At 35.3% G+C, this 24,817-nt stretch carries 19 protein-coding genes; 14 read left to right on the forward strand and 5 right to left on the reverse strand.

The window, feature by feature from the left end; genetic code table 11:
- A partial coding sequence (locus BLT_RS0100305; protein ID WP_017725839.1) for a Crp/Fnr family transcriptional regulator occupies positions 1–420 on the reverse strand: 420 nt, incomplete at its 3' end.
- 597 nt (positions 421–1,017) lie between these two features.
- On the reverse strand, positions 1,018–2,481 hold the full coding sequence (locus BLT_RS0100310) for an ATP-binding protein (RefSeq protein WP_017725840.1): 1,464 nt from the start codon (positions 2,479–2,481) through the stop codon (positions 1,018–1,020).
- Positions 2,482–2,977: 496 nt separating this feature from the next.
- On the opposite strand from BLT_RS0100310, the gene BLT_RS0100315 reads away from it, so the two are divergent.
- A complete protein-coding gene (locus BLT_RS0100315) occupies positions 2,978–4,477 on the forward strand; it encodes a malate:quinone oxidoreductase (RefSeq protein ID WP_017725841.1) in 1,500 nt (499 codons plus the stop codon).
- Positions 4,478–4,981: 504 nt separating this feature from the next.
- Here BLT_RS0100315 and BLT_RS0100320 read toward each other — a convergent pair.
- Positions 4,982–7,597, reverse strand: a complete 2,616-nt coding sequence (locus BLT_RS0100320; RefSeq protein WP_017725842.1) for a TrlF family AAA-like ATPase — start codon at positions 7,595–7,597, stop codon at positions 4,982–4,984.
- 579 nt (positions 7,598–8,176) lie between these two features.
- Between BLT_RS0100320 and BLT_RS0100325 the strand changes: the two genes are divergently transcribed.
- Complete coding sequence (locus BLT_RS0100325) at positions 8,177–8,464, forward strand: hypothetical protein (protein WP_017725843.1); 288 nt, start codon at positions 8,177–8,179, stop codon at positions 8,462–8,464.
- 84 nt (positions 8,465–8,548) lie between these two features.
- Positions 8,549–9,010 carry a hypothetical protein gene (locus BLT_RS0100330; RefSeq protein ID WP_017725844.1) on the forward strand — a complete coding sequence of 154 codons (462 nt, stop codon included), beginning with the start codon at positions 8,549–8,551 and terminating at the stop codon, positions 9,008–9,010.
- A gap of 62 nt (positions 9,011–9,072) precedes the next feature.
- Here the strand turns inward: BLT_RS0100330 and spoIIID are convergent, their stop codons facing one another.
- Entirely contained in the window at positions 9,073–9,321 is a 249-nt protein-coding gene (gene spoIIID / locus BLT_RS0100335) for a sporulation transcriptional regulator SpoIIID (RefSeq protein WP_017725845.1), read from the reverse strand.
- Positions 9,322–9,592: 271 nt separating this feature from the next.
- Between spoIIID and BLT_RS0100340 the strand changes: the two genes are divergently transcribed.
- The 8 genes from BLT_RS0100340 (at position 9,593) to BLT_RS0100375 (ending at position 19,408) form a co-directional block, all read left to right on the forward strand.
- On the forward strand, positions 9,593–11,269 hold the full coding sequence (locus tag BLT_RS0100340; RefSeq protein ID WP_017725846.1) for an Eco57I restriction-modification methylase domain-containing protein: 1,677 nt from the start codon (positions 9,593–9,595) through the stop codon (positions 11,267–11,269).
- A gap of 11 nt (positions 11,270–11,280) precedes the next feature.
- Positions 11,281–12,396 (forward strand): DNA cytosine methyltransferase, encoded by a 1,116-nt coding sequence (locus tag BLT_RS0100345; protein WP_017725847.1) that lies wholly within the window; start codon positions 11,281–11,283, stop codon positions 12,394–12,396.
- A gap of 74 nt (positions 12,397–12,470) precedes the next feature.
- Positions 12,471–15,092 carry a BpuSI family type II restriction endonuclease gene (locus BLT_RS0100350; RefSeq protein ID WP_017725848.1) on the forward strand — a complete coding sequence of 874 codons (2,622 nt, stop codon included), beginning with the start codon at positions 12,471–12,473 and terminating at the stop codon, positions 15,090–15,092.
- A gap of 340 nt (positions 15,093–15,432) precedes the next feature.
- Positions 15,433–16,821 (forward strand): recombinase family protein, encoded by a 1,389-nt coding sequence (locus BLT_RS21110; protein WP_017725849.1) that lies wholly within the window; start codon positions 15,433–15,435, stop codon positions 16,819–16,821.
- A 123-nt stretch (positions 16,822–16,944) separates the two neighbouring features.
- Positions 16,945–17,511: a TetR/AcrR family transcriptional regulator gene (locus tag BLT_RS0100360; RefSeq protein WP_017725850.1), complete on the forward strand. Its 567-nt coding sequence runs from the start codon at positions 16,945–16,947 to the stop codon at positions 17,509–17,511.
- Positions 17,512–17,522: 11 nt separating this feature from the next.
- Positions 17,523–17,771, forward strand: coding sequence for an alpha/beta fold hydrolase (locus BLT_RS0100365; RefSeq protein ID WP_017725851.1), 249 nt, complete (start codon positions 17,523–17,525; stop codon positions 17,769–17,771).
- Positions 17,772–17,892: 121 nt separating this feature from the next.
- Positions 17,893–18,708: a motility protein A gene (locus tag BLT_RS0100370; protein WP_017725852.1), complete on the forward strand. Its 816-nt coding sequence runs from the start codon at positions 17,893–17,895 to the stop codon at positions 18,706–18,708.
- On the forward strand, positions 18,692–19,408 hold the full coding sequence (locus BLT_RS0100375) for an OmpA family protein (RefSeq protein WP_017725853.1): 717 nt from the start codon (positions 18,692–18,694) through the stop codon (positions 19,406–19,408). Before BLT_RS0100370 ends, BLT_RS0100375 begins: the two co-directional genes overlap by 17 nt.
- Positions 19,409–19,699: 291 nt before the next feature.
- Here the strand turns inward: BLT_RS0100375 and BLT_RS0100380 are convergent, their stop codons facing one another.
- On the reverse strand, positions 19,700–20,788 hold the full coding sequence (locus BLT_RS0100380) for a nitric oxide synthase oxygenase (RefSeq protein ID WP_017725854.1): 1,089 nt from the start codon (positions 20,786–20,788) through the stop codon (positions 19,700–19,702).
- Between the two features lie 432 nt (positions 20,789–21,220).
- On the opposite strand from BLT_RS0100380, the gene BLT_RS0100385 reads away from it, so the two are divergent.
- The 3 genes from BLT_RS0100385 (at position 21,221) to dctP (ending at position 24,605) form a co-directional block, all read left to right on the forward strand.
- A complete protein-coding gene (locus BLT_RS0100385) occupies positions 21,221–22,021 on the forward strand; it encodes a sugar phosphate isomerase/epimerase family protein (RefSeq protein WP_017725855.1) in 801 nt (266 codons plus the stop codon).
- A gap of 35 nt (positions 22,022–22,056) precedes the next feature.
- The gene (locus tag BLT_RS0100390; RefSeq protein ID WP_017725856.1) at positions 22,057–23,250 is read left to right on the forward strand and encodes a Gfo/Idh/MocA family protein; all 1,194 of its coding nucleotides are present in this window, start codon (positions 22,057–22,059) and stop codon (positions 23,248–23,250) included.
- Between the two features lie 314 nt (positions 23,251–23,564).
- Positions 23,565–24,605: a TRAP transporter substrate-binding protein DctP gene (gene dctP, locus BLT_RS0100395; protein WP_017725857.1), complete on the forward strand. Its 1,041-nt coding sequence runs from the start codon at positions 23,565–23,567 to the stop codon at positions 24,603–24,605.
- Positions 24,606–24,817: the final 212 nt, after the last annotated feature.

The following is a 24,817-nucleotide window of genomic DNA, read 5'->3' on the forward strand; positions in this document are numbered from 1 at the left end:
CACATCCGTCAAAGTGGCGGGCGCGATATAAGAGTGGAACCAAGATTGAAGTTTGCGTAGTTTTTCTGCTGGTGAGACCTCGGTTAGCTGGTCGATCCGCTGCTGCATCATTCGTAATTTGTCTTGCAGCCGTAAAGCGACGGATCGGCATCGCTCCGGATTCTGCTCCAGTTCTTGATACCATTCAATTTCCGAGAGGATGTCGATTTCACATGTTACCAGTGCTACGGCTGTACCGTAGTAAGGCTTGGGGCTGATCAGGGAATGATGAGGGATTGTTTCATCGGGCACAATAATATTCACTAAAATTTGAGAGCCGTCTTGATGTACCCTAACAATTTTTAATAAACCACTTCTCAGATGGTATAGCGGCCCAGATTCTCCTTGTCGAAATAAGGTCTCACCTTTGTGTAATATCATGCACAGCCTCCATTAGTACAAAAATCGAAGGTCACCACGTTGCGGCATTTCGCTTTTTTAAGAGTAAAAAAGTTTAGCATCACAAAAAGCGCTAAAGCGCGTGTGAAAACTTTCTGCTCGCTAGAAAAGCTTCCGCTAAGACAAGAATGTATTTTCATCCAGTGGGCTTTGATCAGAAGCGTCTCTTATTAGCTGATTAACATTATATCACTCTTGATAGCTCACTAAAAGCTTGCCGTTACAGCGCAAATCAGTCGGTGGTTAAAAGCAGCACCGTGGAAATCAGCACATATCTGGATTCGAAAAATCTCAGGGAAAGCTGTTCCATAAAGGTTTTCACGTTTCTGTTGCCCTCGCCAAATGTTATAGTAAAAAAATGGATGTTCACTACCTCTGCTTAGGTATCTTCGTTTTTATTTTTATAAGAGAAAATAAAAAAATAGAAAATTCAGTTAAAATTTATGTGACGGTAGTGAAAATTATTATATAAAGTATTTAGAAAAACATCAAAGGGTGGTTTCTAATAGGGAACTATTCGGTTTCTCCGAATAGTTGAAACAGAGCAGTCATCGAGCTTGGCTTGACAACTGTTCTGTCTTAATTTGTATTTATCTGTAATTGTTCATACCCTTCTTTTTCTGCATGACCTAATAAGTATAGGAAAGCAAAGGCGGGGATACGGATAATTTTTGTACTTGTCTCGTGCTTTGTCATTCCATAATCATCGTCATTACGAGTGACAACAATTGCCCCTTTCGTTTGATTGTCATTTGCCCATTCTACGATGGCTTCATTTTCAGAAATCGTAGAGTTTTGTCTGTATTTCACTTCAATAATCGTTCTACCCAATGGAAATGATACGATAATGTCTATTTCCTTTAGGGTTTTTGCATCTCGAAAATATCCGATTGTAGGGTGCTGGTCGTAAAAGAATGTATGGATATGTTTGTATACAGCAGTTTCAATAATGGTTCCCATTTCTAATGGATCGGTTAGAACTTCCTCTCCTAACATAAGAACAGCGTTTCGAATAGCAGGATCAGCCAAATAAATTTTTGGCTTTGATTTTAGTATCTTCTTCCCTTTAAGCTCAAAAGGTTTACTCATATAAATTAAGTTGGCATGTTCAAGTAGCTCTAAGTAATTACTAATGGTTGGTCTGGAAACACCTATTTCTTTAGCAATGGTTTCGGTAACAACAATATTTCCACTTGTCATACATAAATACAAGAAAATTTTCTCGAATTCGGATACATTACGTATATTAAATAAAGAGACGATATCACGCTTAATAACTTTATCGACTACATCTTCACGAATGATTTTTTGTGCGAATGGAATATCATTTGTCTGTGCTACTTCTGGAAATCCACCAATTAAGAGATATTGGTGGAAGTGTTTCTGCAATGGCTGTAAGGCAAGCATGATCGCAGTTAGGTCAGTTTCAGATAATTGGCCTAATTGAGTTGGTTTAATATTTCTTGGTAGTTTAGGCTGAGTTGCACCGATCAATTCTATATATTCATAAAAGGAGAGTGTTGGTATTTTAATTTGTGTCCACCTTCCAACACCGCTTTCGCTCATTTTTGAGGCGAGTATAGGACTTGCTGAACCTGTCGCCATTATTTTATATGAAGGGTGCTGATCGTATAATGTTTTTAGCCATGTATCCCAATCATTGGCGTACTGTATCTCATCAAAAAATAAAAATAAATCTTCTGATCCTTGAGAAATATTGTTCTCAAACACTTCAAGAATATCGCCAATCTCACATAATTTAAGCATAGGATGATCAAATGAAATATACAAAATTTGTTTAGGTGAAGAATGTTCAAGTATATCACCAATCATTTGATACATAACCGTAGTTTTTCCTACACGCCTCGGTCCAGACAAAATGACTTCACGTCTGATTTCGGTATGATAAAAATATTTTTTTGCTTCATAAAATGCTAAACGTTTGACAGGTTTTATAAAGTCACGAGGAATTTGTCCGCTATTCCACCAAGGGTTGAAGCCTAATAAAACTTTTAATATCTTTTCTTGAGATATAAAAGACACAAAAATCACCCCTTCATCAAAGTGTAATTATATTTTATACTTATTCAGTAAAAGTTTAAAGTATACTTTACATTTTTGCTGAAAAAACTAAAATATAAACCAAGATGTAAAAAAACGACATAGGTAAGTTGATTTTACCCATGCCGTTTTTTTCCTCTTAAATCACCACGCTGAACCGTACCACAAATAACAACAAAAATAGGAAAGTATCAATTCACTGGTAAAACCAAAGCCTTAACCGTTGCAAGAAGCTGAGTTAAGGCCTTGGTTTTTTTGTGTTCCTGTGGACGGATTTCTCACTTTTTTACCAGCCTTAAATGGTTTATAATTATCAGATAATAGTAGATATTTTCAGCTATAAATCATTATAATAGACTATGGTATGGTTATCATTGAGACAGAAAAGGTGTGTTCCTAGGTAGCGCCTTGCTTTTTGTAACATCTAAGCAGGAGCGCCTACTCTTTTTTTGTAAATATAGGGATAAGGAGGGGTTTAATGAGCAGCGTACAGAAAAAAACAGACGTTATCTTAATTGGTGCAGGAGTCATGAGCGCGACTTTGGGATCATTGCTGAAAGAGTTAGCACCGGAATGGGAAATCAAAGTGTTTGAGAAACTCGCAAACGCAGGAGAAGAAAGCTCTAACGAATGGAATAATGCGGGAACGGGCCATGCTGCATTGTGCGAGCTTAACTATACATCCGAAAAATCTGACGGATCTATAGATATTAGCAAAGCTATAAATATTAATGAACAGTTTCAGCTTTCAAGACAGTTTTGGTCTTATCTTGTAAACAGCAATCTGATTCGTAATCCGCAGGACTTTATCATGCCAATACCTCATATGAGTTTAGTACAAGGGGAAAAAAATGTAACGTTTTTGAAAAAACGTTTTGAAGCGCTTTCGAACAATCCTTTGTTTCAAGGGATGGAATTTTCCGATGACCCTGAAAAACTGAAGGAATGGCTTCCGCTTATCATGGAAGGCCGCACATCGAATGAACCGATAGCAGCAACTAAAATCGACTCCGGAACGGATGTCAACTTTGGTGCTTTAACACGCATGTTGTTTGACCACTTGAAGAGTCAAAACGTCGAGATACATTACAAGCATAGTGTGGAGGATATAAAACGTACTAGCGACAGCTCGTGGGAAGTGAAAGTGCGTGATATCGATAGCGGCAAAATCGAATACCATACTGCAAAATTTGTCTTTATCGGCGGTGGGGGCGGAAGTTTGCCTTTACTACAAAAAACGGGTATTCCTGAGTCGAAGCATATTGGGGGATTCCCGGTAAGCGGACTATTTTTGGCATGTAACAATCCAGAGGTTATCGAGCAGCATCATGCAAAAGTATACGGTAAAGCTAAGGTTGGTGCTCCTCCAATGTCTGTTCCGCACCTTGACACAAGATATATCGACAACAAAAAAGCATTGCTGTTTGGACCGTTTGCCGGCTTCTCACCAAAGTTCTTAAAAACGGGTTCAAATTTTGATTTGATAGGTTCCGTAAAACCGAATAATCTCTTGACAATGCTAGCAGCAGGCGTAAAAGAGATGGCATTGACAAAATACTTGATCCAGCAAGTTATGTTATCGAATGAAAAGCGCATGGAAGAATTACGCGAGTTTATTCCGAACGCCAAAAGCGAGGATTGGGATATAGTGGTAGCAGGCCAACGTGTGCAAGTTATTAAAGATACTGAGGCTGGTAGAGGAACACTTCAATTTGGTACGGAAGTTGTTAGTGCCGCTGATGGCTCGATAGCTGCATTGCTCGGCGCCTCTCCAGGTGCTTCTACTGCCGTTCACGTTATGCTTGAAGTATTGGAAAAATGCTTCCCGCAACATTTGAAAGAGTGGGAACCGAAAATAAAAGAAATGATTCCTTCTTATGGCGTGTCACTAACGGAAAACCCAGAGCTTTTCCAAGAAATTCATACTTCAACAGCGCAGACGCTTGGTCTAAGCGAAAAAGAACCGGTCTATAGTTAATTCTTTGGATGTAGAAACAAAGGTATTTAATGAAAAAGTTTAAGAACATTTTTCATCAATGGACAAGTGTTACTAAGATGAAGAGATTGAAAAGGCAATGATTGAAAAAACAGAGACAAAAAAATTACATAAAGAATTGAGTAAATCATAGAAAGTTATTGAAAATAAAACATAGAACCTTCGATCTATCTTTGGATTGAAGGTTCTTTTTTCAAAAGGGCTAGGGTGAACCGTAACACAAATAGTGGTAAAACAGAAAGTAGAAATTGCGATTAATAAGGAGTGGCTAAATAAGATTAGATAATTGAATCAACTCAATATAAATAAAATAAAAAGGAAGGCTTTTCGCTTTTCTTTTTATATTTTTTTGGATCTTAGCCCTCGCTCACAAGATGGATAAATTGAGGGAACACTAAAAGTCTATTATTGCGACGAAAATGATAAATTTCATCTAAATATAGAAAATAAAGCAATCCCTCAAATTTATTAGAGGGATTACTTTATTTAAATATTATACTTTTCTTTTCGCATGATAAAAGCCATACTTCCACCTTCTAAAGTATTTACAACTGCTTCTTTCACATTATTATTATCAACTGAACCAAGACAACTTTTATTGACTGAACCTGTACCTTCATTTTCTTCCATAACCCCAATTAACTCCGCATCTCCAAAAACAGGGATATTTGCATTATGAGTTGCAAAAATAAATTGTCTGTTAATCTTAAGTTCTCTTAGGCCCTCAACAAGATTGTTGGCGATATAAGCATTGTCTAAGTTATCTTCAGGTTGGTCAACAATTAGGGGATCGTCATTTTCTAGCATTAAGATATTTAAAATTGCTGTACATTGTTGTCCTTTTGATAAATTTTCTAATGACTTATACTTTTCATTCTTTGTTGAAGAAACATTAAGTTGAATATCAATTATGTTCGGTAAATCAATAATCTCCAATTCTAAGAGTCTTTCTTTGCTCATAGAGGCTAATATTTCTGCTCTGCTTTGTTGTAGACCGTATGCTTTATAGGCTTCATAAACAGCCTCTTTACCACCTTTAATATTTTCAATTAAACCTGAAAGGTCAAATGTTTCTATATCTTCTAACCATTTAAGTCCCTGAACTCCAAGGCCTTTTTCCTGAGCCAAAAAGTTGATAAGGGAACTTCTATTTCTTTTGGGGAAGATTTCAATTTTTACTTTACCCTTGAGTTTTTTATTATTAATCTTCTTAACAGCTTTTCTTAAAGAGTCGAGTTCAGCATCTAAAATCACATTCAATTGCTCAATTAAATTTGATCTTTCTTCTTCTAACGAGGCAATTTCACCTTTTATTACAGTTAGTTCTTGTGCAAGGGGTTCAATAATTGCAATTTCTTCTAATGTACTGGAATAATCTTTTGCTATATCCTCACCATTTTTGCCGTTTAAACCGCCTAAAGATTTTATGGCTTCTTTTATTTCAACCTCAACACTTTGTTTTTCACCTAACCAGTTATCGTTTATTAGGGAAATACCATATAAAGTAGAGGCCTTTAAATCTTCATATTGAGCATTAAATTGTTTTAAACGTTCATTAAAATTTTCAAATTCTTGCTTCAAGTCTTTAAATATGTCACTATTTTTTGTTTTGGCAATAAAATCATCACTAAAAGGAATTGCTACATTTTTTATTTGAAAAGAATGGTTTTTAATATTTTCTTTGCTCGTTAAGATATATCTTTCTTCGGTTGTTATTTCACCTTGTACTTGTAACTTTTGTGAAATACCAAGGTCATCGAAATTCTTTTGTTTTTCTTTTAAACTTGGTAATTTATTAATCTTAGAAGAAAGTTCATCAAATCTTGAGATTTTATCCAACAATAAAGATGCATTTTTTCTTAACCTAGTTTTCATTTCCTCTTTTGATTGTTTATAACCAATATTTTTACCCAAAAAACGATTTAAGATTTGAAGTTTCGCTTCTTCATTATCAGTTATTTCAATTACTTCATTTTGGCTATATATTTCAACATCAGGTAGTATATCTTGAGTTTGTAATTTGGATTTAGTCCCGTCGGGATTCATAATAACCACTGGACTATCAAACCTTTTAATAATTTTGAACTGTTTTCCAAACTGTTTGTGCGAAGTAACTAATAGTTCAATTCTACCGCCAGCACCTAAGTTGGAATAAATAATATTATCAAAGGTTTTTTGAGCATCTTTACCTATAGGCTTTTGGTCAAGTGCATACCTAATAAACTCAATTAATGTGGACTTTCCAGTACCTCGTCCGCCAATCATCGTATTTAGGTTTGGGGAAAGATTAATTTCAAAGTCGTCAAGATAACCACCAAATACATTTACTTGATCTATTGAGGATTGATGTATCTCATTTAAATCTGACGTAAGACGTACCCTTGCTTCAGGGTCCTTAAACGCTAATTTAAAACAATCAAAGTTAGGCTCAGACATTTTAACAAGACAACTTGCTGTTTCTAATAAGAGATCTTCAGGCTTACTAATATCTTTAGCATTAATTAAAGCGAATGGTGTATTTTTCTTATAGTTTGGTTCTTTATTTTTAATGATATTTATATAGTTGTTTTCAACCTCATTACGCTTGGCGGGTATTTGTGCTGCTATAAGTAGACTGGATTGCCAAATAGGGTATTGTTGTAACTTTAAAACCCCATTATCTTGAGTGACATGTGCTGCATACCAGAAGCCACCCAATTCCTTAATCTTATGAGCAATTTGACTAAAACTTAGTTTACTAGGAGAAATACCGTCATTAGTGTTAGTTAATTCTAATGCCCCTAAATAGCGCTCTAACTGGTTTTGACTTGTATTCTCATTGAAAAGACAAACTATATGTACTCTCTCTGTAGTTGAGATTTCAAAACCCGGAAAAACAACAATTCCTTTTTCTTGTAAGTATTCTCTAAGAGATTCTGAGTTTTGAACATCACCATGATTAGCAAGTCCGACGACTTTAATTCCCGCTTTTACACAATTCTCATATATTGAATGGTTGTATTCTTCTTCGCTAAATGTATGTTGTTGGCCTCTATACTTAATATAATCGTATGGATTAACCTGCAAAGCACATTTATAGAATTCTGCATAACTATTTGACATGAAATAACATCCCCCTAGATTCTACTAATAAAATTATACCAAAATATACCATGATTTGACATTTGGTTAATAGAAATCTAAGAAGTAACAAATAAATTAGTTGAACCAAAATGTTCACAATTCAACTTTAAAATTAAAAAACCAAAAACAAGGGAATGGTTATCTTTCATAGAATTATAGATTCATTAGGATTTAATTCCCCTTAGTATTTAATTCTAATAGCCTAAAATTTTTTGTGATAATCTTTTGTTTACACTTTCTTTCGAATGATCTGTTGAAAAAACCAGATAGTAATTGTCTGGTTTTTCTATTGCTCTTAAAATATCAGAATACAGAATAGTCCTCATGGTCCTTTTTATCGACTAAAATAGGGCATTAAATACCCATAGAATCATTTTTATCAAGCAAAAACTGTTCAATTTAGTCTAGCAGTTACATTTTTGCCTATACTTAAACCTATCCAATGCATTCAAAAGGAAATCTAGCCCATTCAAAAGGACCTCTAAAAAAAGGGTTCATATCATCGGCGTCCAATAGACTCATTAGAATAAAAGTCTAATGAGAGTGAGGATAACATAAATGAGGGACCAGTTGTTTTTCGTTTCAGACATACTTGATTCAGTAGTTGCATCTGTGGAGCGTTATATTTTTATAATATCTATTAATAAGTACTCCTCAGAACGTACTTACACCTTTAAAATGTACTTTGAGGAAGATGCAAATGGCAATACCGCTACTTTTGAGAGAAATATTACAAAAGATAATGAATTACAGACATTTCTTGAGGTCTTTCTTAGTGAGTTTGTACTCGAAAGGGAGAACCTAAAGGAAGTTATGAGCAGAGTAAAGATAATGCTAAATCGTTAAAACACAGATTAACTTCTGTGTCTTTTTTTTGGACCTTACTAATTAATATTTTTACGCTATCATCTCAGTAAAAGAGGTGATTTTTTGTTTAGAGGGTTTAATAGTATTCGGGAAAAGGTAGTCTTCTTATTTTTAATCGCAATAAAGATAATTCTTTTCTGTATTATTACTTATTGGTTATTAAGGTTTACTGTTCCGTACCATTTTGGCTTTCTGATTCATTACTTAGTTTTTGGTACAGGATTATTTCTCGGTACTTTATTCTATTTGTGGATTCATTATAAAATTTTCATTGGAATAAGACGTACAAAGATTACTAAGGTAATTGAAGTATTAACATGTGTAATAGGTATTCTTCCTACAGCAGCAATGTTAGCTTTCCTATTTAATGCAATAAATGCAATATGGTTTTTATTATTAGTCCTTATTACTGGGGCTTGGTTAGGTCAAATAACCTTAGAGGCCATAATAGAAGTGGTGGAAGAGGCAGAAGAAAAATGCGATATAAAAATAATAATAAGAGACCATTCCAAACCAAAGGAATAGCCTTGTTTTATGTATGAGGAAAAAACTAGGTACGTCAACTTTATAAATCATAATGGGTAGAGTTATTGATTAATATATTTCCTCTTAGTGGCTTCCCCACCTCGTATGTGGCGTACAGTTTTGTGATATTCAAGGACTTCGATTACTTTATTTGCTAACTCCTTATCAATCAAGGGTAATCTTTCAGTGATATCTCTGTATACAGTACTGCGAGCAACGCCAAACTGTTTCCCAGTTGTTCTAATTGTTTCTTTGGTTTCAATAATATGTCTTCCAATTTTTATTGCACGTTCCTTTATATAATTATTCAAACTACTCCCTCCTTGAAGTTCAAAGATCTTGGTGTTTTTAAATATGAGTAGTTCTTCTCTAGAAGAAAATTTATTAAATTGTATGTGTGTTTCTTCAAAAAGATGATAAAAACATGCCAGTAAACATTTAATTTGAAGCAGATAAAAATTTGTATTAAAATAAAGGGAACGTGTGTTCCTTATGGTTTTATGGTAATAATTTAATTGATAATAATAAGATAAAACTACGTTATAATATTCAAGGACTACTTACTTAAAAGGGTGTTAAAAAATGATACTATCTGAGCCAGAAAAAAAATGGTTAAATAATGTTGAAAATAAAAAGGATATGCTTGGACAAGTATTCACTCCAGAGGATGTTGCGGATTTAATGGTATCCATAGCAATGGATTCAAACCCTCAAACTATTCTAGAACCCTGTTTTGGAGAAGGGGCATTTCTAGAGTCAATTAATAAAAAAGTTAATAACAAAAACGTGAGGATTATAGGAGTTGAAATCGATCCTGTTCTTTATGGAAAGGTAAATGATAAATCATTAAATATGGAGTTATATAATACGGACTTCTTTGATTTTGAAGAGAAAGTCGATAGTATCGTAATGAATCCTCCCTATATTAGGCAAGAACTTTTAAAAAAAGAGATGCCTAAGTTCTTGAGTAAAGAGAAAATATGGGAGAGATTACCATTAACAGAAAACATGATTTCTCCACGGAGTAACTTGTATATTTACTTTTTTATTAAGGCTTGGGCTTTATTAAAAAATCACGGTGAAATTATTGCAATAGTTCCTAATACTTGGATGGCTGCAGAATATGGACGATCATTTAAGGAGTTTTTATTAAGTAACTTTTGGATCAAGTCAATAATTCAATTTAATAAGGATGTTTTTCCAAATGCGGATGTAGATAGTTGTATTATTCATTTGGTGAAAAACTCCGAATGTATTAACAAGGATTCGAATTTAGTTAATATCAATCAGGAATTATCTAAAAGTGAAATAGAAATTTTTAATACTCTAATTCAAAGTATGGATAAAAAATTATCTGTAAAAGAAACACTCAATGAAATATTGCAAACAGAGAGTAACTGGTTGACTCTATTTAATGAAAATCCATTTTTCGATTTAATGGAAAGTATGGTGCTATTGGAGAGAGTAGCAAAATTAAAACGAGGGTTAACCACAAATTATAATGAGTTTTTTATAAATAATGAAAATCAATTTGTGAATCAATTTCCTAATTATTTTACAGAGATAATTTGTAGTCCGAAGGATGTTAAAGGTTATTCAACAAAATACTTGGCAAAAAAACAATTTCTGTTCACTACTCAAGAATCTAAGGAAAACTTACCTTTTGAAATAAGGAATTATGTAGATAAATATGAGAAGGAGATATTAGATAACGTAACACCTAAAACCTTATATGATAAAATTATTGCAAAGCCAGATACTTGGTTTAATATAAAAAAAATTGACGGTGCTCCTATTCTATTTAGTTATATTGTAAGAGATAGGAAAAAGTTTATTCTAAATGAATCCGAATTGGTTGCACGAGATAATTTTTATGAAATTTCTCCCAAAAATAGCGTTAATAAGTTTATACTTTTTTCTATTTTAAACAGTAGAATCACCTCTTTATTCTTGGAGGATTTAGGTAGGAGTCATGGTAAAGGACTTTTGAAAATTCAAAAGTATGAACTTGAAAAACTGTTAATAATCAACCCAGATAAAATAATTGAGAAAGATCTATTTCAACTGGAGAAACTGGGTAAAGATTTATTAAATTCTTTGGAGGAAGATGCTCTATCATATATATCTGAAATAGACAGAATTCTTCTACCGTATGTTTCTACTAAATTAAGGATTCAAGACTTAGTAAAAATGTTAGAAGAGAAACTAGAAACCAGACTAAGTAAAAAGAATGGTTTTCTAAAATTAGTAAAAGAATGAGGTATGTTAATATGAAACCAAAAGTGGTAAGTTTGTTCTCTGGTGGAGGAGGACTAGATCTAGGTTTTAAAAGAAATGGATTTGATATAATATGGGCTATTGATATAGATAAGGATGCTGTATCGTCATATAAAGAGAATCTAGGTAATCACATTCTGCTTGAGGATATTACAAAGGTTAATGTAAAGGATATACCTAAAGCGGATGTCGTAATTGGTGGTCCTCCGTGTCAGTCATTTTCATTGGTAGGTAAAAGGAGAATTGATGATGAAAGAGGAGATTTAGTCTGGAATTATTTAAGAATAATAGATGAAGTTCGGCCGAAATTCTTTGTGTTTGAAAATGTGATTGGATTAAAATCAGCAAAAACAAGTGAGGGCACAAAAGTGATTGATGATCTACTGATTGCTTTTGCTGAATTGGGATACATCGTTAAATGGGAAGTTTTAAATGCAGCAGATTATGGAGTACCACAGAGGAGAAAAAGACTATTTTTAGTGGGAACTAAAGAGAATATTAATTTTGAATTTCCAAATCCTACTCATAGCGAGGACGGGAAGAATGGAAAACAAAAGTGGGTCTCAGTTGAAGATGCTTTAGGAGATTTACCTTCACCCAATGAAACTGGAAATGTAAGATACAGCAGTTCTCCTATAACTAACTATCAATTTAAAATGAGGCAGAATAATGATTCTGAGTTTATATCTGAGCATATAATCCCTAATCTAAGTGAATTAGATAAAGAAATTATTAGCCACATACCGGTTGGTGGGAATTATATGAATGTTCCAGATTCTGTTCCTTCCAAAAGGATAAAAAAGTTTAAGGAAACTGGTGGCAGGACCACATGTTATGGAAGATTAATTCCCGAAATGCCTTCCTATACAATAAATACACATTTTAATCGGCCGAATGTTGGCTGTAATATACACTATAAAGAAAAAAGATTAATAACTATTCGGGAGGCGCTAAGGCTGCAAAGTTTTCCTGATGATTATAAGATAAAATCTTCAACTAAGAGAGGTAAACATACTGTAGTGGGTAATGCAGTGCCTCCGCTTTTATCGGAGGCAATAGCAAGTGAAATAATAGAAACTATCAATTCCCTTTTAGTGGCACCAAATTAAAACTTGGTGTCTTTTTATATGCTTTTTTATGGTAAAATATTGAATAATGTTTGTAAAGGGAAGGGCGTTTTTATATGACTGTAACAAGACTACCCATTTATGATGATGATGAAGTAAGAGTATTTCATCCAATATGTGAAAGTGCATTAAATTCCGCACTCGAAAATTTGGGCTTAAATGATGAATTTGAAATTAAACACCATGAAGCAGTTGGAAGTTTAGAAGCAGATTACGTTGTAGTTAGAAAATCAACAAAAAAATATGTATTATTTATTGAAGTAAAAAGAAAACCCGCTGCTGTCAGTAGTACAAGATATAGAATTCAAGCACAATCATATGTTCAGGAAGCCCAATCAGCAGTTGAAAAACCTTATTACGCTTTAACGAACTTAGAAGTATTAGATATATTTAAGTATGATAATGCAAGACCATCAGTAACTCAACAAATAATAGAACCTAGTACCATGAGAATAGGTACTTTTTCTGACGATCCAAATACTTTCTATCAAAACTTAGTCAGTGCTTTTGAACAGGTAATTACAATTGTGATTAATGATCTAGGTACATATAAGGAACTAACAGGAAGTTTTATACCGATGTTAGAAAATAGTAAATTTGAACAAGAAAAGTGGCATCAGGGTTTAATAATCGCTGGTTACGAATATATTAGAGGAGTTTTAAAAGCAAGTAATAGAAGAGTAACTTGGAAGTCGGCATTAAATTATAAAAATAGGCCAAATAAACTTGTGGAGAATATTAAATCAATCAATTTTAGTTCACTAGTTATTCCACCGCTCCCTGTTAGTAGTGATAGTGAAGTATGGAATGCTGCCATGCTTGAGGACTTGGGGGAGTTAGGGCAAAAAACAATGAGTGGAGATGCAATGGCAGAATTAATACACTCCATTGCAATTGCAGGTAGGGAGCATGAAGGGCTAGTACCAACAGACTTAGAACTTGCAAACATTCTTGCTATACTATCCAGATTTACTCTTGATAGAGATTTGAATGAAGAGGAAATTATTTGTGATCCTGCTGCAGGAAGTGGTAATTTACTCTCATCAAGTAAGTCCGGTTTTGAAAATATTTATCCAAAACAACTTTGGGCAAATGACAAAGAACTTCTATTCTCAGAACTTCTTTCAATCAGGTTAGGCTTAATGTTTCCTTCAGTTGTATCACCACAAAATTCACCAAAAGTATCAGACCAAGATGTTGTAAATCTTGATATAAGTGATTTCGATAAGGTAAAAGTAGTTCTTATGAATCCGCCATATGTTTCAGGAGTGAAGGACCCAATAACAAAAAAAGCAGTTGGAGCAAGAATATACGATATTAAAGGTGCAATGGCAACAACCTATATAGGTCAAGTTGGAATAGAAGCACCATTTCTTGAGTTGATTAATAGCCTTGTAAAAGACGAAACAGTAATCAGTGTGGTCTTCCCTAAGCAATATCTAACTACAAAAGGGAAAGAAGCACATGCATTTAGAAGGTTTTTATTAGACGATTTCGGTTTGAACCTTATTTTTATGTATCCTAGAGAGGGAATTTTTCAAGATGTTATAAAAGATACAGTGGTACTAATTGGTGTAAAAGGTGCGAATCCAGAAAAAGTAAAAATAATTAAAAGTGAAATCCCTCTTGCAAATATTAATTTAACCAAGTTAAAACAAGGCCTTAATACTTTAGGAACAAATGGTTCCTTAAGCCTTGCATATGGTGTTGATATTAGAGAAATTGAGGTATCAGACTTAGAAAGAAAAATCGAAGGTGGATGGAGAAATCTTACGGTTATTGGCGAAAGTATAGAAAAATGGATAGATGATTCTCTGAAATTAAATAGTAAAAAATTATCTGCTATACATGATTTAAAAAGAGGAAGAATTGGAAACGCAGGTGCTTCAGATTTACTTTTTATAAATACAAACAATAAGTTTTGGTATTTAGTTCAAGATGTTGTACCAACAGACTGGCTATTTCCCGCATTAAGAACTGTAAAAGAAGTTGATACAGTCTTTCTTAATGCTGCTACTACTGAAGTTCGTTTTCTATCACCGAGTGATAAAGCCTTTATTACTGGAACAAAGGAATATGACATATTAGAAAATATATTAGATATATATTTAAGGGTACAAGAAGCAGTACTAGAGAATACAAAACAGAGGAAAAAAGTAAAAACCAAAGAGGACTTAAGGAAAATACTGAATAAAGAGAGAAAGAAAATTACAAGCGAAAATACAATCCTAATTCCAAGAAATATAAGAAGATTTGCTAGGGTATTTATTACTACTGAAAAAGCATATATTTCAACTAATGTAATTGAGGTAACAGGCGGATCTTTACAAGAAAAGTGGATTACTCAATCATGGTTACTAAGTATATACTCACAACTGCAGTTTGAAGGAATGGCGAAGGATCAAGAAGGTACAAGAAAGTTAGAAGAGAACAGTATAGGTGATTTGTTAATTCCTAATCTTGAAGATCTTGAAGATGAAATGATAAAAGAATTAATAAAACTGGTCGAAAATAGGAGTGAATTTTTAGATTTGTGTAACCCTACAACTTCAGATATTGATCAATTATGGGCTAAAATCTTTACTGATCCGTCAGAAATAATAACAGAAACAATAACGCTTTTAGAAGAAAGGGTTGCAGAAAGATATCCAGAGTATTCAGTGGATGACAGAGATTAATTTAAAAATGATGTAGTAAGAATATGAAAATAAAAGTAAAAGAGTAGATTAATTTCTGCTCTTTTTTATTTAAAAATAAAGGGGAACATTAGTTCTTGTTTAAGTGATTAAGTGTAATAAATATAAGACAATGGAGGAGTTACTCTTGAAAAAGGAACATTTCATCCGCTGGTGGGGCCCCGACCCCTTCCAACGGATACTAAGAATCGAGTGTTACAGTCAATGGCAAGCAGCTACGCTGTGGCTCTGTGTTCCGCATATGGTGGCTCTTTTATCCGCAATGGATGGATCAAAACTCCGCACTCGTGGCTCAATTCATTCGCAATAATCATTTAGGGATTTGAATAACTTTGAAGTAATTGCTGTTTGGAAAGTAGATAGGCTCTCTAGAGATAATGAAGATGTATTAAAACTAATTAATAACTACTTAAAGCCCAATGATATCAAGTTATTAGTTAGTACATGTGATATTGATAGTTCCACTTCAAATGGTTATATGTTTATTTCTCTACTTTCTACATTTGCTCAGTATGAACGAACTCAAATTATTGAACGAGTAAATAGTGGTATGGAGAAGAGACATTTATTAGGTAAATGGAACGGGGGTATTATCTTAGGTTATGACTGTATTGATCGTCGACTTATAATTAATGTTGAAGAGAAGGTAATAGTCCAAGAAATTTTTGAATTAAGAGCAGAAGGAAAAGGTTATAAGGCAATAGTTAATCATATTAATACGAAGGGTTATAAGTCCAAAAAAGGAAATCTCTTCAGTATAAATTCAGTAAAAACCATCCTAGAGAACCCAACATACATTGGTTTAGTTCGATGGGGTAAACATAGACAATGGGCTGAAAAAAGAAGGTCAGGTAAACAAGAAAAGGTGGAGTTAATAAAAGGGGAACATGAACCTATTATTAGTGATGTCTTATGGGACCGAGTACAAACTGTTAACCATAACATGTCGAACAATGAATATAAAAGTAACTTTGAAGGGGAATTTCTTTTATCAGGTATATTGAAATGTCCTCAATGTGGAAAAGGGATGGTGATGTTAAAAAGAAAGAAAGATAATGGAAAGGGCTATTATCTATATTATCAGTGCCAGAATTTTCACCAAAGAGGTGTGACAGCATGTAAATCAAATCTAGTAATTAAAGAGTTGATCGAGAGAAAGGTATTGGATAAGGTTAAAAACCTTTTTGAATCTCCTAAAATTGTGGAGGAGATTTGTAACAACATTGACAGTGAGAAAACTGAGGAAGTAAATGCTTACAGAAGTGAGTTAGCCTTACTTAAAAAAGAACATAACGAAAAATTGAGAGAAGAAGTTATTTTTGCTACAAAGGTTCGAAAAGCAATGCGGGAAAATGATGAAGAATCAGAAAAAGGCTATGCATCTACGTTAAGCCTAATTGTGTCTGAGAAAGAAGAACTTGAAAAAAGAATTAATGATTATGAGATTTTCATTAAGAATAACTCAACTTCTTTTAAAATTGGAAAAGAACTAATCTTGGAAGCATTAACTAACTTCCATAACACGTTTGAATTAGTGGATAAAGTTACAAAAAAACAATTAATATCTTCTTTAATTAAAAGGATAGAATTAGAGAGTGATAGAAAAACCATAAAATCACTGGTACTTTGGTTTGAGGAGGAGGATAATTTATCTCCACCTCCAACCTCTTCTTTTTTAGATATTCCTTTACCAGAGAGTGAATTACGGTGAACCGTAACATAAGTAAACGCTAATTTATCGGAAAAATATGGGAAAGATTGATAAAAACTAAAGTTAATTAGTATATTAACTTTAATAATTAGCAAAAGGGATATAAGGAAGTGAAAAGACTGTATGTCTCCGAGAGTTGGATTGAATCGTAATAAAGTATTGATGGCAGCTGCTGAAATTGTCGATCGAGATGGAATACAAGGCTTAACGGTGAGTGGACTCGCAACTCATTTAAATGTTCGTCCACCATCCTTGTATAACCATATAATTAGTATAGAGCACCTTGAACAGGAGCTAGCGGTGCGTGGTCTCAAAGAATTGGCTACTCGTCTTCGTGCAGCTGCAACGAAAGTGGCTGAACTTGAGGCTTTGACAGAGATGGCTAACGCCTATCGCTCTTACGCCGTTCAACATCCTGGTCTCTATACTCTGTCAATAAGGGATAGAAGAAACAATCCAGAATATGTAGCCGCAGGTGCAGAAATCATAGATGTTGTACAATCTGTGCTGAAAGGGTATGGCCTTAGCAAAGAAAAAACCATTCATGCAGCCCGGTGTTTACGGAGTGCAATCCACGGCTTCGTTTCCATAGAGCTAGCAGGAGGCTTCGGTATGCCGTACGATCTCAATGAGAGTTACACTAGTATGATTCAAATTCTCCATCAGGGATTGCAAAAAAATGAAGACTAGGAAAATAAACGATGTCAACACAATCCCTAACACTTCCCAATGGTCGTATTGCTTTCGAAGATACAGGCGGAAAAGGACCGCTTGTTATCTGTGTACCAGGATTAGGTGACTTAAGACAGGAATATCGCTTTCTTGCCCCTCAATTGTTTGATGCTGGATTCCGTGTCGTTACAATGGGTTTACGCGGACACGGAGAGTCGAGTGTAGGATGGTCCGATTACAGCTGCTTGCAAAAAGGCGCATTACCTAATGAGCATTAGGTGGCCGCCAAATTTTCTTACTTTTCTGCTTGATAATACAAGCAAATATCGTAAAATGAGGAAAGGGGAACCGTGCAAGTTTTACTTTGGTTAGAGATGAAAAGTTTAGGAGAGAATGATGATGAAAAGACAGGATTTTTTAACCCCGTTTGGCATTCTATTGGGGTTTTCTTTGATTTACATTAGTATTTATTATGTAGGGGGAGGAAATGCTCTAACAGCTTTTCTTAGTGTGTCTTCGCTAACAATTGTTTTAGGCGGTGTTTTCTGCTCACTTCTTGTTGGATTTGGAAGTAAGGAAATGAGGAAAACGTTTTTGGTAGTTTCGCATGCGTTCCGCCGACCTGAGCTTGATTTGAAAGAGCTTGTCGATACACTGATACAGCTTTCTCGAAAATCTCGGGAAGACAGTGATCGAGGGATGTTAATTTTAGAAGATGAAGCGAAAAATATTTCTGACCCTTTTATAAAAAAAGGGATCGACCTTGTTTTGAGTGGTTTTTCTTCCGAATTAGTTGAATCGATCATGAAAACGGAAATTGATGCATTAAGACGTCGTCATGAACAAGGATATCGTGTTTTTTACAAAGCAGGAGAAATGGCTCCAGCTTGGGGGATGGTTGGGACCATCGTAGGACTAATTATTATGCTCCAAAATATTGAAAATCCATCAGAGATCGGACCGGCTATTGCGCTTGCACTTGTCACTACATTTTACGGTATTTTACTTGCTCATCTTGTCTTCTCACCGATTGCAAATAAGTTATATCGCCTAAGCGAAGATGAAATCTTTAAACGAGAAATTATTATTAAAGCGCTTTTAAAAATCAAAGAAAATCAAAGCACAATGGTTTTAAAGGAACAATTAGAATCAATCCTTTCTCCTCAACTAGGCAAACGCTTGAATGAGGAGGCACGTTATGATAGGAGATCATAAAAATAAACGTCCTGATGAGAGCGGATCAAATTGGCTTATCTCTTTTGCTGATTTAATGATGGTGATCTTAGTCCTATTTATTGTTTTGCTTTCGTTTTCTACAATTTCTCAAAAAGATTTAGAAAAAGCAGTAGAATCGTTTAATGAACGTCCAATTAACGAATACAGTCAATCCAAAGATGCAAAAGATAAAGCGATTTCGAAAGAAGAACAAGAAAAGCTTGAAGAAATGAAAAAGCAAGAGGCAAAAGAACAAGAAATCATCTCGTATGTTGAAGCATTTGCTAAGTCAAATGGACTTCAAAATGAGCTTTTTGCCCAAAAAACGAGTCGTGGGATTGAATTGGTCCTTCCAGAGCGATTGTTATTTGAGTCCGGGCATGCTTATCTATTAAATGAAGCTAAGATGTTTTTGTCGGAAATATCCCCAATGTTATCAGGGATGGAAAACCAAATTATTGTCGAGGGTCATACAGATAATATTCCAATATCAAATGAAAGTTACGAATCAAACTGGTATTTATCGACTGCTCGATCAATTAGTGTTATTAACTATTTAACAGAAACTAAAATGTTAGAGGCATCACGGTTTACGGCAGTTGGGTATGGCGAGTATAAGCCAGTGGCAGATAACAAAACTGAAGACGGTCGTAAGAAAAATCGTCGTGTGGTCATTCTACTTGCAAACGTTAATGAATAATTGGAACCAAACGCTTCGCCTACATCCCAATCTTTACTATCTAATCATAGGATTATAACCAATTGACTGTTCACTTCGTGTCGTTCGGTTAACCCTATCTTGGGAGCAACCTTTTTTCACACTGATGTGGAATCACTTTCTTATAATAATTAAGGTAACTAAATACTGGTTCCTTTAATTCAGTCCCGTAAGGCTATCAAGGACAGTGAAAATAGTGATAGACGAGTATACACAGTTTCATGTTTATAGTGACTATAAAGCTAAGCTTCTTGTCAAATGTGGCAAGAAGCTTTATTCATAAGGCTTATCCTGATAAAAAAAATTAGGTGAAACGGATTTATGATCGTAGGATTTATGAAAAATGTGAGTAGCTGCAGGAGAGACGGGTGGAATTAACCAGGTCCAATCTCCAGTTACCTGACGCCCGCATTTTTCTTCATTTTTTTCAAAATGCTCAAACTGTGCTGCTGCTGTATGATGATCGACAATACTGACGCCAGACGCTTTAAACGAATGGATGACGGCCAGATTCAGTTCGATTAGCGCTTTATCTTTCCATAGTGTGGTGTTTTTACTTGTATCAAGCCCCATGAGAGAAGCTACTTTCGGTAAGAGGTGATAACGAAATGGATCTGCAAAGTTTCGGGCACCGATTTCCGTGCTCATGTACCAGCCATTAAAAGGGGCAGCTGTATACTCCATTCCCCCTATTTCTAGTTTCATATCCGAGATAATCGGTACGGCATACCATTTAAGATGTAAATCCTCAAACGATTGATACTCTGGATGGGAGATGGGAACTTCTAATACAAGACTCTTAGGGATTTCAAACCAGATTGGTTCGCTGCTTTTTGTTTGAATGACTAAAGGCAATATATCAAAAGGAGTTCCTTCACCTTCCCATCCTATATTGTTGCAGAACTTTGTAAAAGATACCGATGCCGGATCGCCAATGATTGTATCCTTCACTTCATACCCCGCATAGCGAATCAGTTGATGGTTCCAAATTCGAACCTGCTGCTCTCCGCTTATTTTAGGTTTAAACACGGTTATCATCGGTTTGATTTTTCCATTGTTTGTTGAAGTATGAATGTGATCCAAAAGGGCATCGTAGATATCCTGTTCTTTTTCAAGGTGACGTGCATCAATGACATCAAGGGATTGCCAGAAAAACCTTCCTATACAACGGTTACTGTTCCTCCATGCCATTTTTGCACCATGAGACAGCTCCTCATAGGTATGCTCATAATAACCGTATCGGTTTATTTCGAATTCAATGTCGGTTAATCTCTGTACAATGTCTTCTTCTTTGCCCAATTCTTTATAGCAAGCTTCAATAAATGACGTTGCTTGATGAAAAAGTTCCTTTGCCTGATTCAAGATATCCCCTCTTTTATACCTTGTCTATTTTTATAACAATATTGCTCAATAACAGCTTCATTTTCTATCTTAACCGAAATTCGAGGATCTTTGAGGTTTTTCTACATTAATATGCTCGGTTGCTTATCGATTTAATCGAAAGTAAAATGCTATTTTTGTTCAAGAGGATCGCTTCTAAAAACATCAATGTTTATATGTAGAAAAAGCCGTAAAAGAAACGTAGATTCTGAAATAGGAGGAATGCTGAAGAGAGGCTACAGCTGTTAGGAGGCATAAAAAAGTAAGGGGAAATGTTTATAAAGTATTGACACATGCAATAAGCGGAAATTATAATCAAAAACAAATTGAATTATTTAAAAATTTAGATCGTTCTAAAAATGCTAACTCATATCATGAAAAGTGTTAAAATCTTATCCAAAATGGGGGATAAAAGTGAAAAAAAGTGTTTGTACCTCTGGCTTTAAAGATTGGCCACTAGAGAAAATTATAGAATGGGCTCAGCCATTAGGGATTCAAGGATTGGAATTGTGGATGGGACATATTGATCGTTTTCAAGAAGAACACGGTCCCTTAGATAAGCTGAAAGATCAAATTCAAAAGCACGGTTTTGAGATCCCAATCATTAGTGGCTATACCTTTTTCTCAAGTGGTTTTTCAGGGGAGCATGACATCCAGCAGGAATTTAACAGCATGAAAAAACTACTTGATGTAGCTAGGCAGCTAGGGAGCCCGATGGTTCGGACCTTTGCGGGACATAAATCATCGAAGGACGCATCCCCTGAACAATGGGGGCAAATGGTTAGCCATTTTAAAAAGGTGATGGAAATCGCCGATCAGTACGAGGTGAATATCGGTGTGGAGGTTCACTATAATACGTTTGCTGATCGAACAGAATCAATGAAGCAACTCATTCTTGAAGTAGACCACCCACGGTTGAAAACGATCTTTGACGGAGCGAATTTGAAGTTTGAACGAATCGATCAGATGGAAGCGTTTTTGGAATTGTATAATTGGATCGCTCATGTTCATTTTAAAAATTATAAATGGGACCACGAAAACTGGTATAAAACAAAAGCAGTACCAGTGTTTGAAGGGGATATTGATAATGTCGCGCTATTAAAAGAGCTAAAGCGACGTAACTACAAGGGGTTTATCTCTTTAGAGTACTTTGGGGAAGACAAGGTTATGAATACAGAATGCTCATTAATCGAATGGGATCAACATTTAGCATAAAATTTTTAGATCGATCTAAAATTGGAGGTATAAAAATGAAAACGGTTACAATCGCTTTAGTAGGTGCAGGGTTTGCGGCTCATTTACATGGAAGAGGGTATAAAAAGGTTCATGAGATAAACCTTCGCCTAAAAACAGTCGTCGATGTTGATGTGGAAAAAGCAAGAGAAATTGCAAAAACGTACGGATTTGAAGAGGCTACAGACGATTTTAACGACGTGTTAAAGGATGAAGACATTGATGTTATTGATATTGTGACACCGCCTCATTTGCATTTAAATCTTGCTTTAGAAGCGTTAAAAGCTGGGAAGCACGTCATTTGTGAAAAGCCATTAACTGGTTATTTCGGTGAGGAAGGTGATGAAAAGCCGATTGGACGAAAGGTTTCCAAGAAAAAAATGTTTGAAACCGTGCTGAAGGAAATTGAGGAAGCGAAGGCGATTATTCAAGAGAGCAATAAAAAGTTTATGTATGCCGAAAATTATATTTATTCTCCAAATGTGTTAAAGGCGGCTGAAATTATTCGCAGCAAAAAAAGCAAGCTGTTATTTATGAAAGGTGAGGAAAGTATTAAGGGCTCCACCTCTCCTGTAGCAGGTATGTGGGAAAAAACAGGCGGAGGCGCGCTCATTCGAATGGGCTGTCACCCCGTTTCTGGAGTTCTATGGTTAAAGCAGGTCGAAGCACAAGCGAGAAATGAAGAAATCTCAATAAGAAGCATTGTTGCAGATACAGGGAATATCGCTAGCTCATTAACAGAGTATGAAAAACGTTACCAGACGAGTAATCCAATCGATGTGGAGGATTTTGCGAACGTAACGATTACGTTTTCAGACGGGACGAAGGCGGTTGTCATGTCAAGTGATCACGTATTAGGAGGGGTAAAAAACTACATCGAAATATATGCCAATGACGGTGCGATGATGTGTAATATTACGCCGACCGATAACATGCAAACGTATTTTCTTGACCAGAAAGGGCTAGAGAACGTCTATTTTTCCGAAATGATGGACGAAAAGACAGGTTGGAGCAATCTATTTATTGCAGAAGATATTTTACGAGGATACACTTATGAGCTCCAGGACTTTATGGAGTGCGTTGCCTATGATCGAGAACCATTGTCGGGAATTGAATTAGCATATGAGACGACAAAGGTTATCTACACCGCATACCTTTCGGCGAGTGAAGGGAGAAAAGTGACGTTTGAAAATGAAACGGTTCGCTTGTAATAATCTCTCATCATCACAAGCACTGAACCATGGCCAATAAAACAGAAGAGAAACAGAGGTGATTGAGTGAAAAAAATTCTGATGCTGCACGGCGTCAATACACTATGTTCGGCAAGAGAGACCCTGAGACATTCTGGCTTAGCTATGAAAAAGAAGATCTTTAACTTATAAATTCAATGAATTGCAAAGTGTTAGACAATAACATCCTAACAAAGAATGTTAGAATGAAAGGGTTTAATGTTTTTAAAAGGGTTCATCATAGGAACTCCTTTTAAAAATTTTTATAATAAATGAATTAAGAGGGGTGTTGAAAAATGAAAAAATTGTTTTATATCGTGCTGCTTTTGCTTTTGTTCGCTTTGGTTGGATGTGGGGGCGAATCGACTTCCAATGCAAATGGCGATTCAGCAGCCCAAAGTCCAGAAGCAAATAATGAAGTGACTGTCATGAAAATTGGTTCAACAGATAAGTCAGATGTTGCGATGGGGAAAGCAATGTACAAATTTAAAGAAATCGTCGAAGAAGAGACAAACGGATCAATCATTGTCGAGGTGTATCCTGACAGTCAATTAGGAGGTGAGCGTGATACCGTTGAAGGGATTCAGCTTGGGGTTATTCAAGGAGGACCTATAGGAGCAGCGGTAGTCTCAAATTTTGCACCTCGCATGAACATTTGGTCGTTACCGTTTTTATTTCCTGATCGAGAAACATCTCATCGCGTGCTTGATGGACCGATTGGACAAGAAGTTTTAGATGATTTGTCTGAAGTGGGGATCATCGGCCTAAACTACTGGGAAAGTGGGATTCGAAATCTGACGAATGATTCAAAAGTGATTAAAACGCCAGACGATATTAGCGGTTTAGTGATTCGTACCTTGGAAAGTCAACTTCATTTAGATGTTTTTAATGAACTTGGTGCAAACCCTACACCGATTGCTTTTCCAGAACTGTTTTCCTCATTACAGCAAGGGGTTGTGGATGGACAGGAAAATCCATTTAGTGTCATCGCAGAAGCGGCAATCTATGAAGTTCAAGGATATGTAACGGAAACAGAGCATTTTATTGGGGTGAACCCTTTCATGGTCAACAAAGCATTTTTTGAAGGCCTTACTGAAACTGAGCAAGAGGCGATTCGTAAAGCAGTAGATGAAGCACAAGCCTTCCAAAGAGAGGAAAAAGCAAAGGAAGATGAACATTATAAGAATTTTCTCATCGAGCAAGGCATGACCATTACTTCATTAACGCCAGAAGAACGACAACTATGGGTCGATAAAGTACAGCCAGTTTATGAGAAATATAAGGGTGAGTTTGGAGCGGATCTCGTCGATCGACTTTTAGAAGAGGTAAATCAATAGCCTTTCATGGCAGCTTAACGAACTCAACCCCATAAGAAAATTCCTTCATTGTTTTTCCTTTAAAGCACCTCTTTTGTTGGTATTGTTTTCAACTGAATCCTTATACCAAGGAAGGAGGTGTTTTTTCTAATAAAGGTTTTGAACAATCCTATGGAGGCAAAGGCTCTTGTTTCATGATTAAACTAAAACGGATGATCGATGGGAGTCAACAT

This window comes from Halalkalibacterium ligniniphilum (assembly GCF_000334155.1).
In the GTDB taxonomy this organism is placed as follows: Bacteria; Bacillota; Bacilli; order Bacillales; family Bacillaceae_D; genus Halalkalibacterium; species Halalkalibacterium ligniniphilum.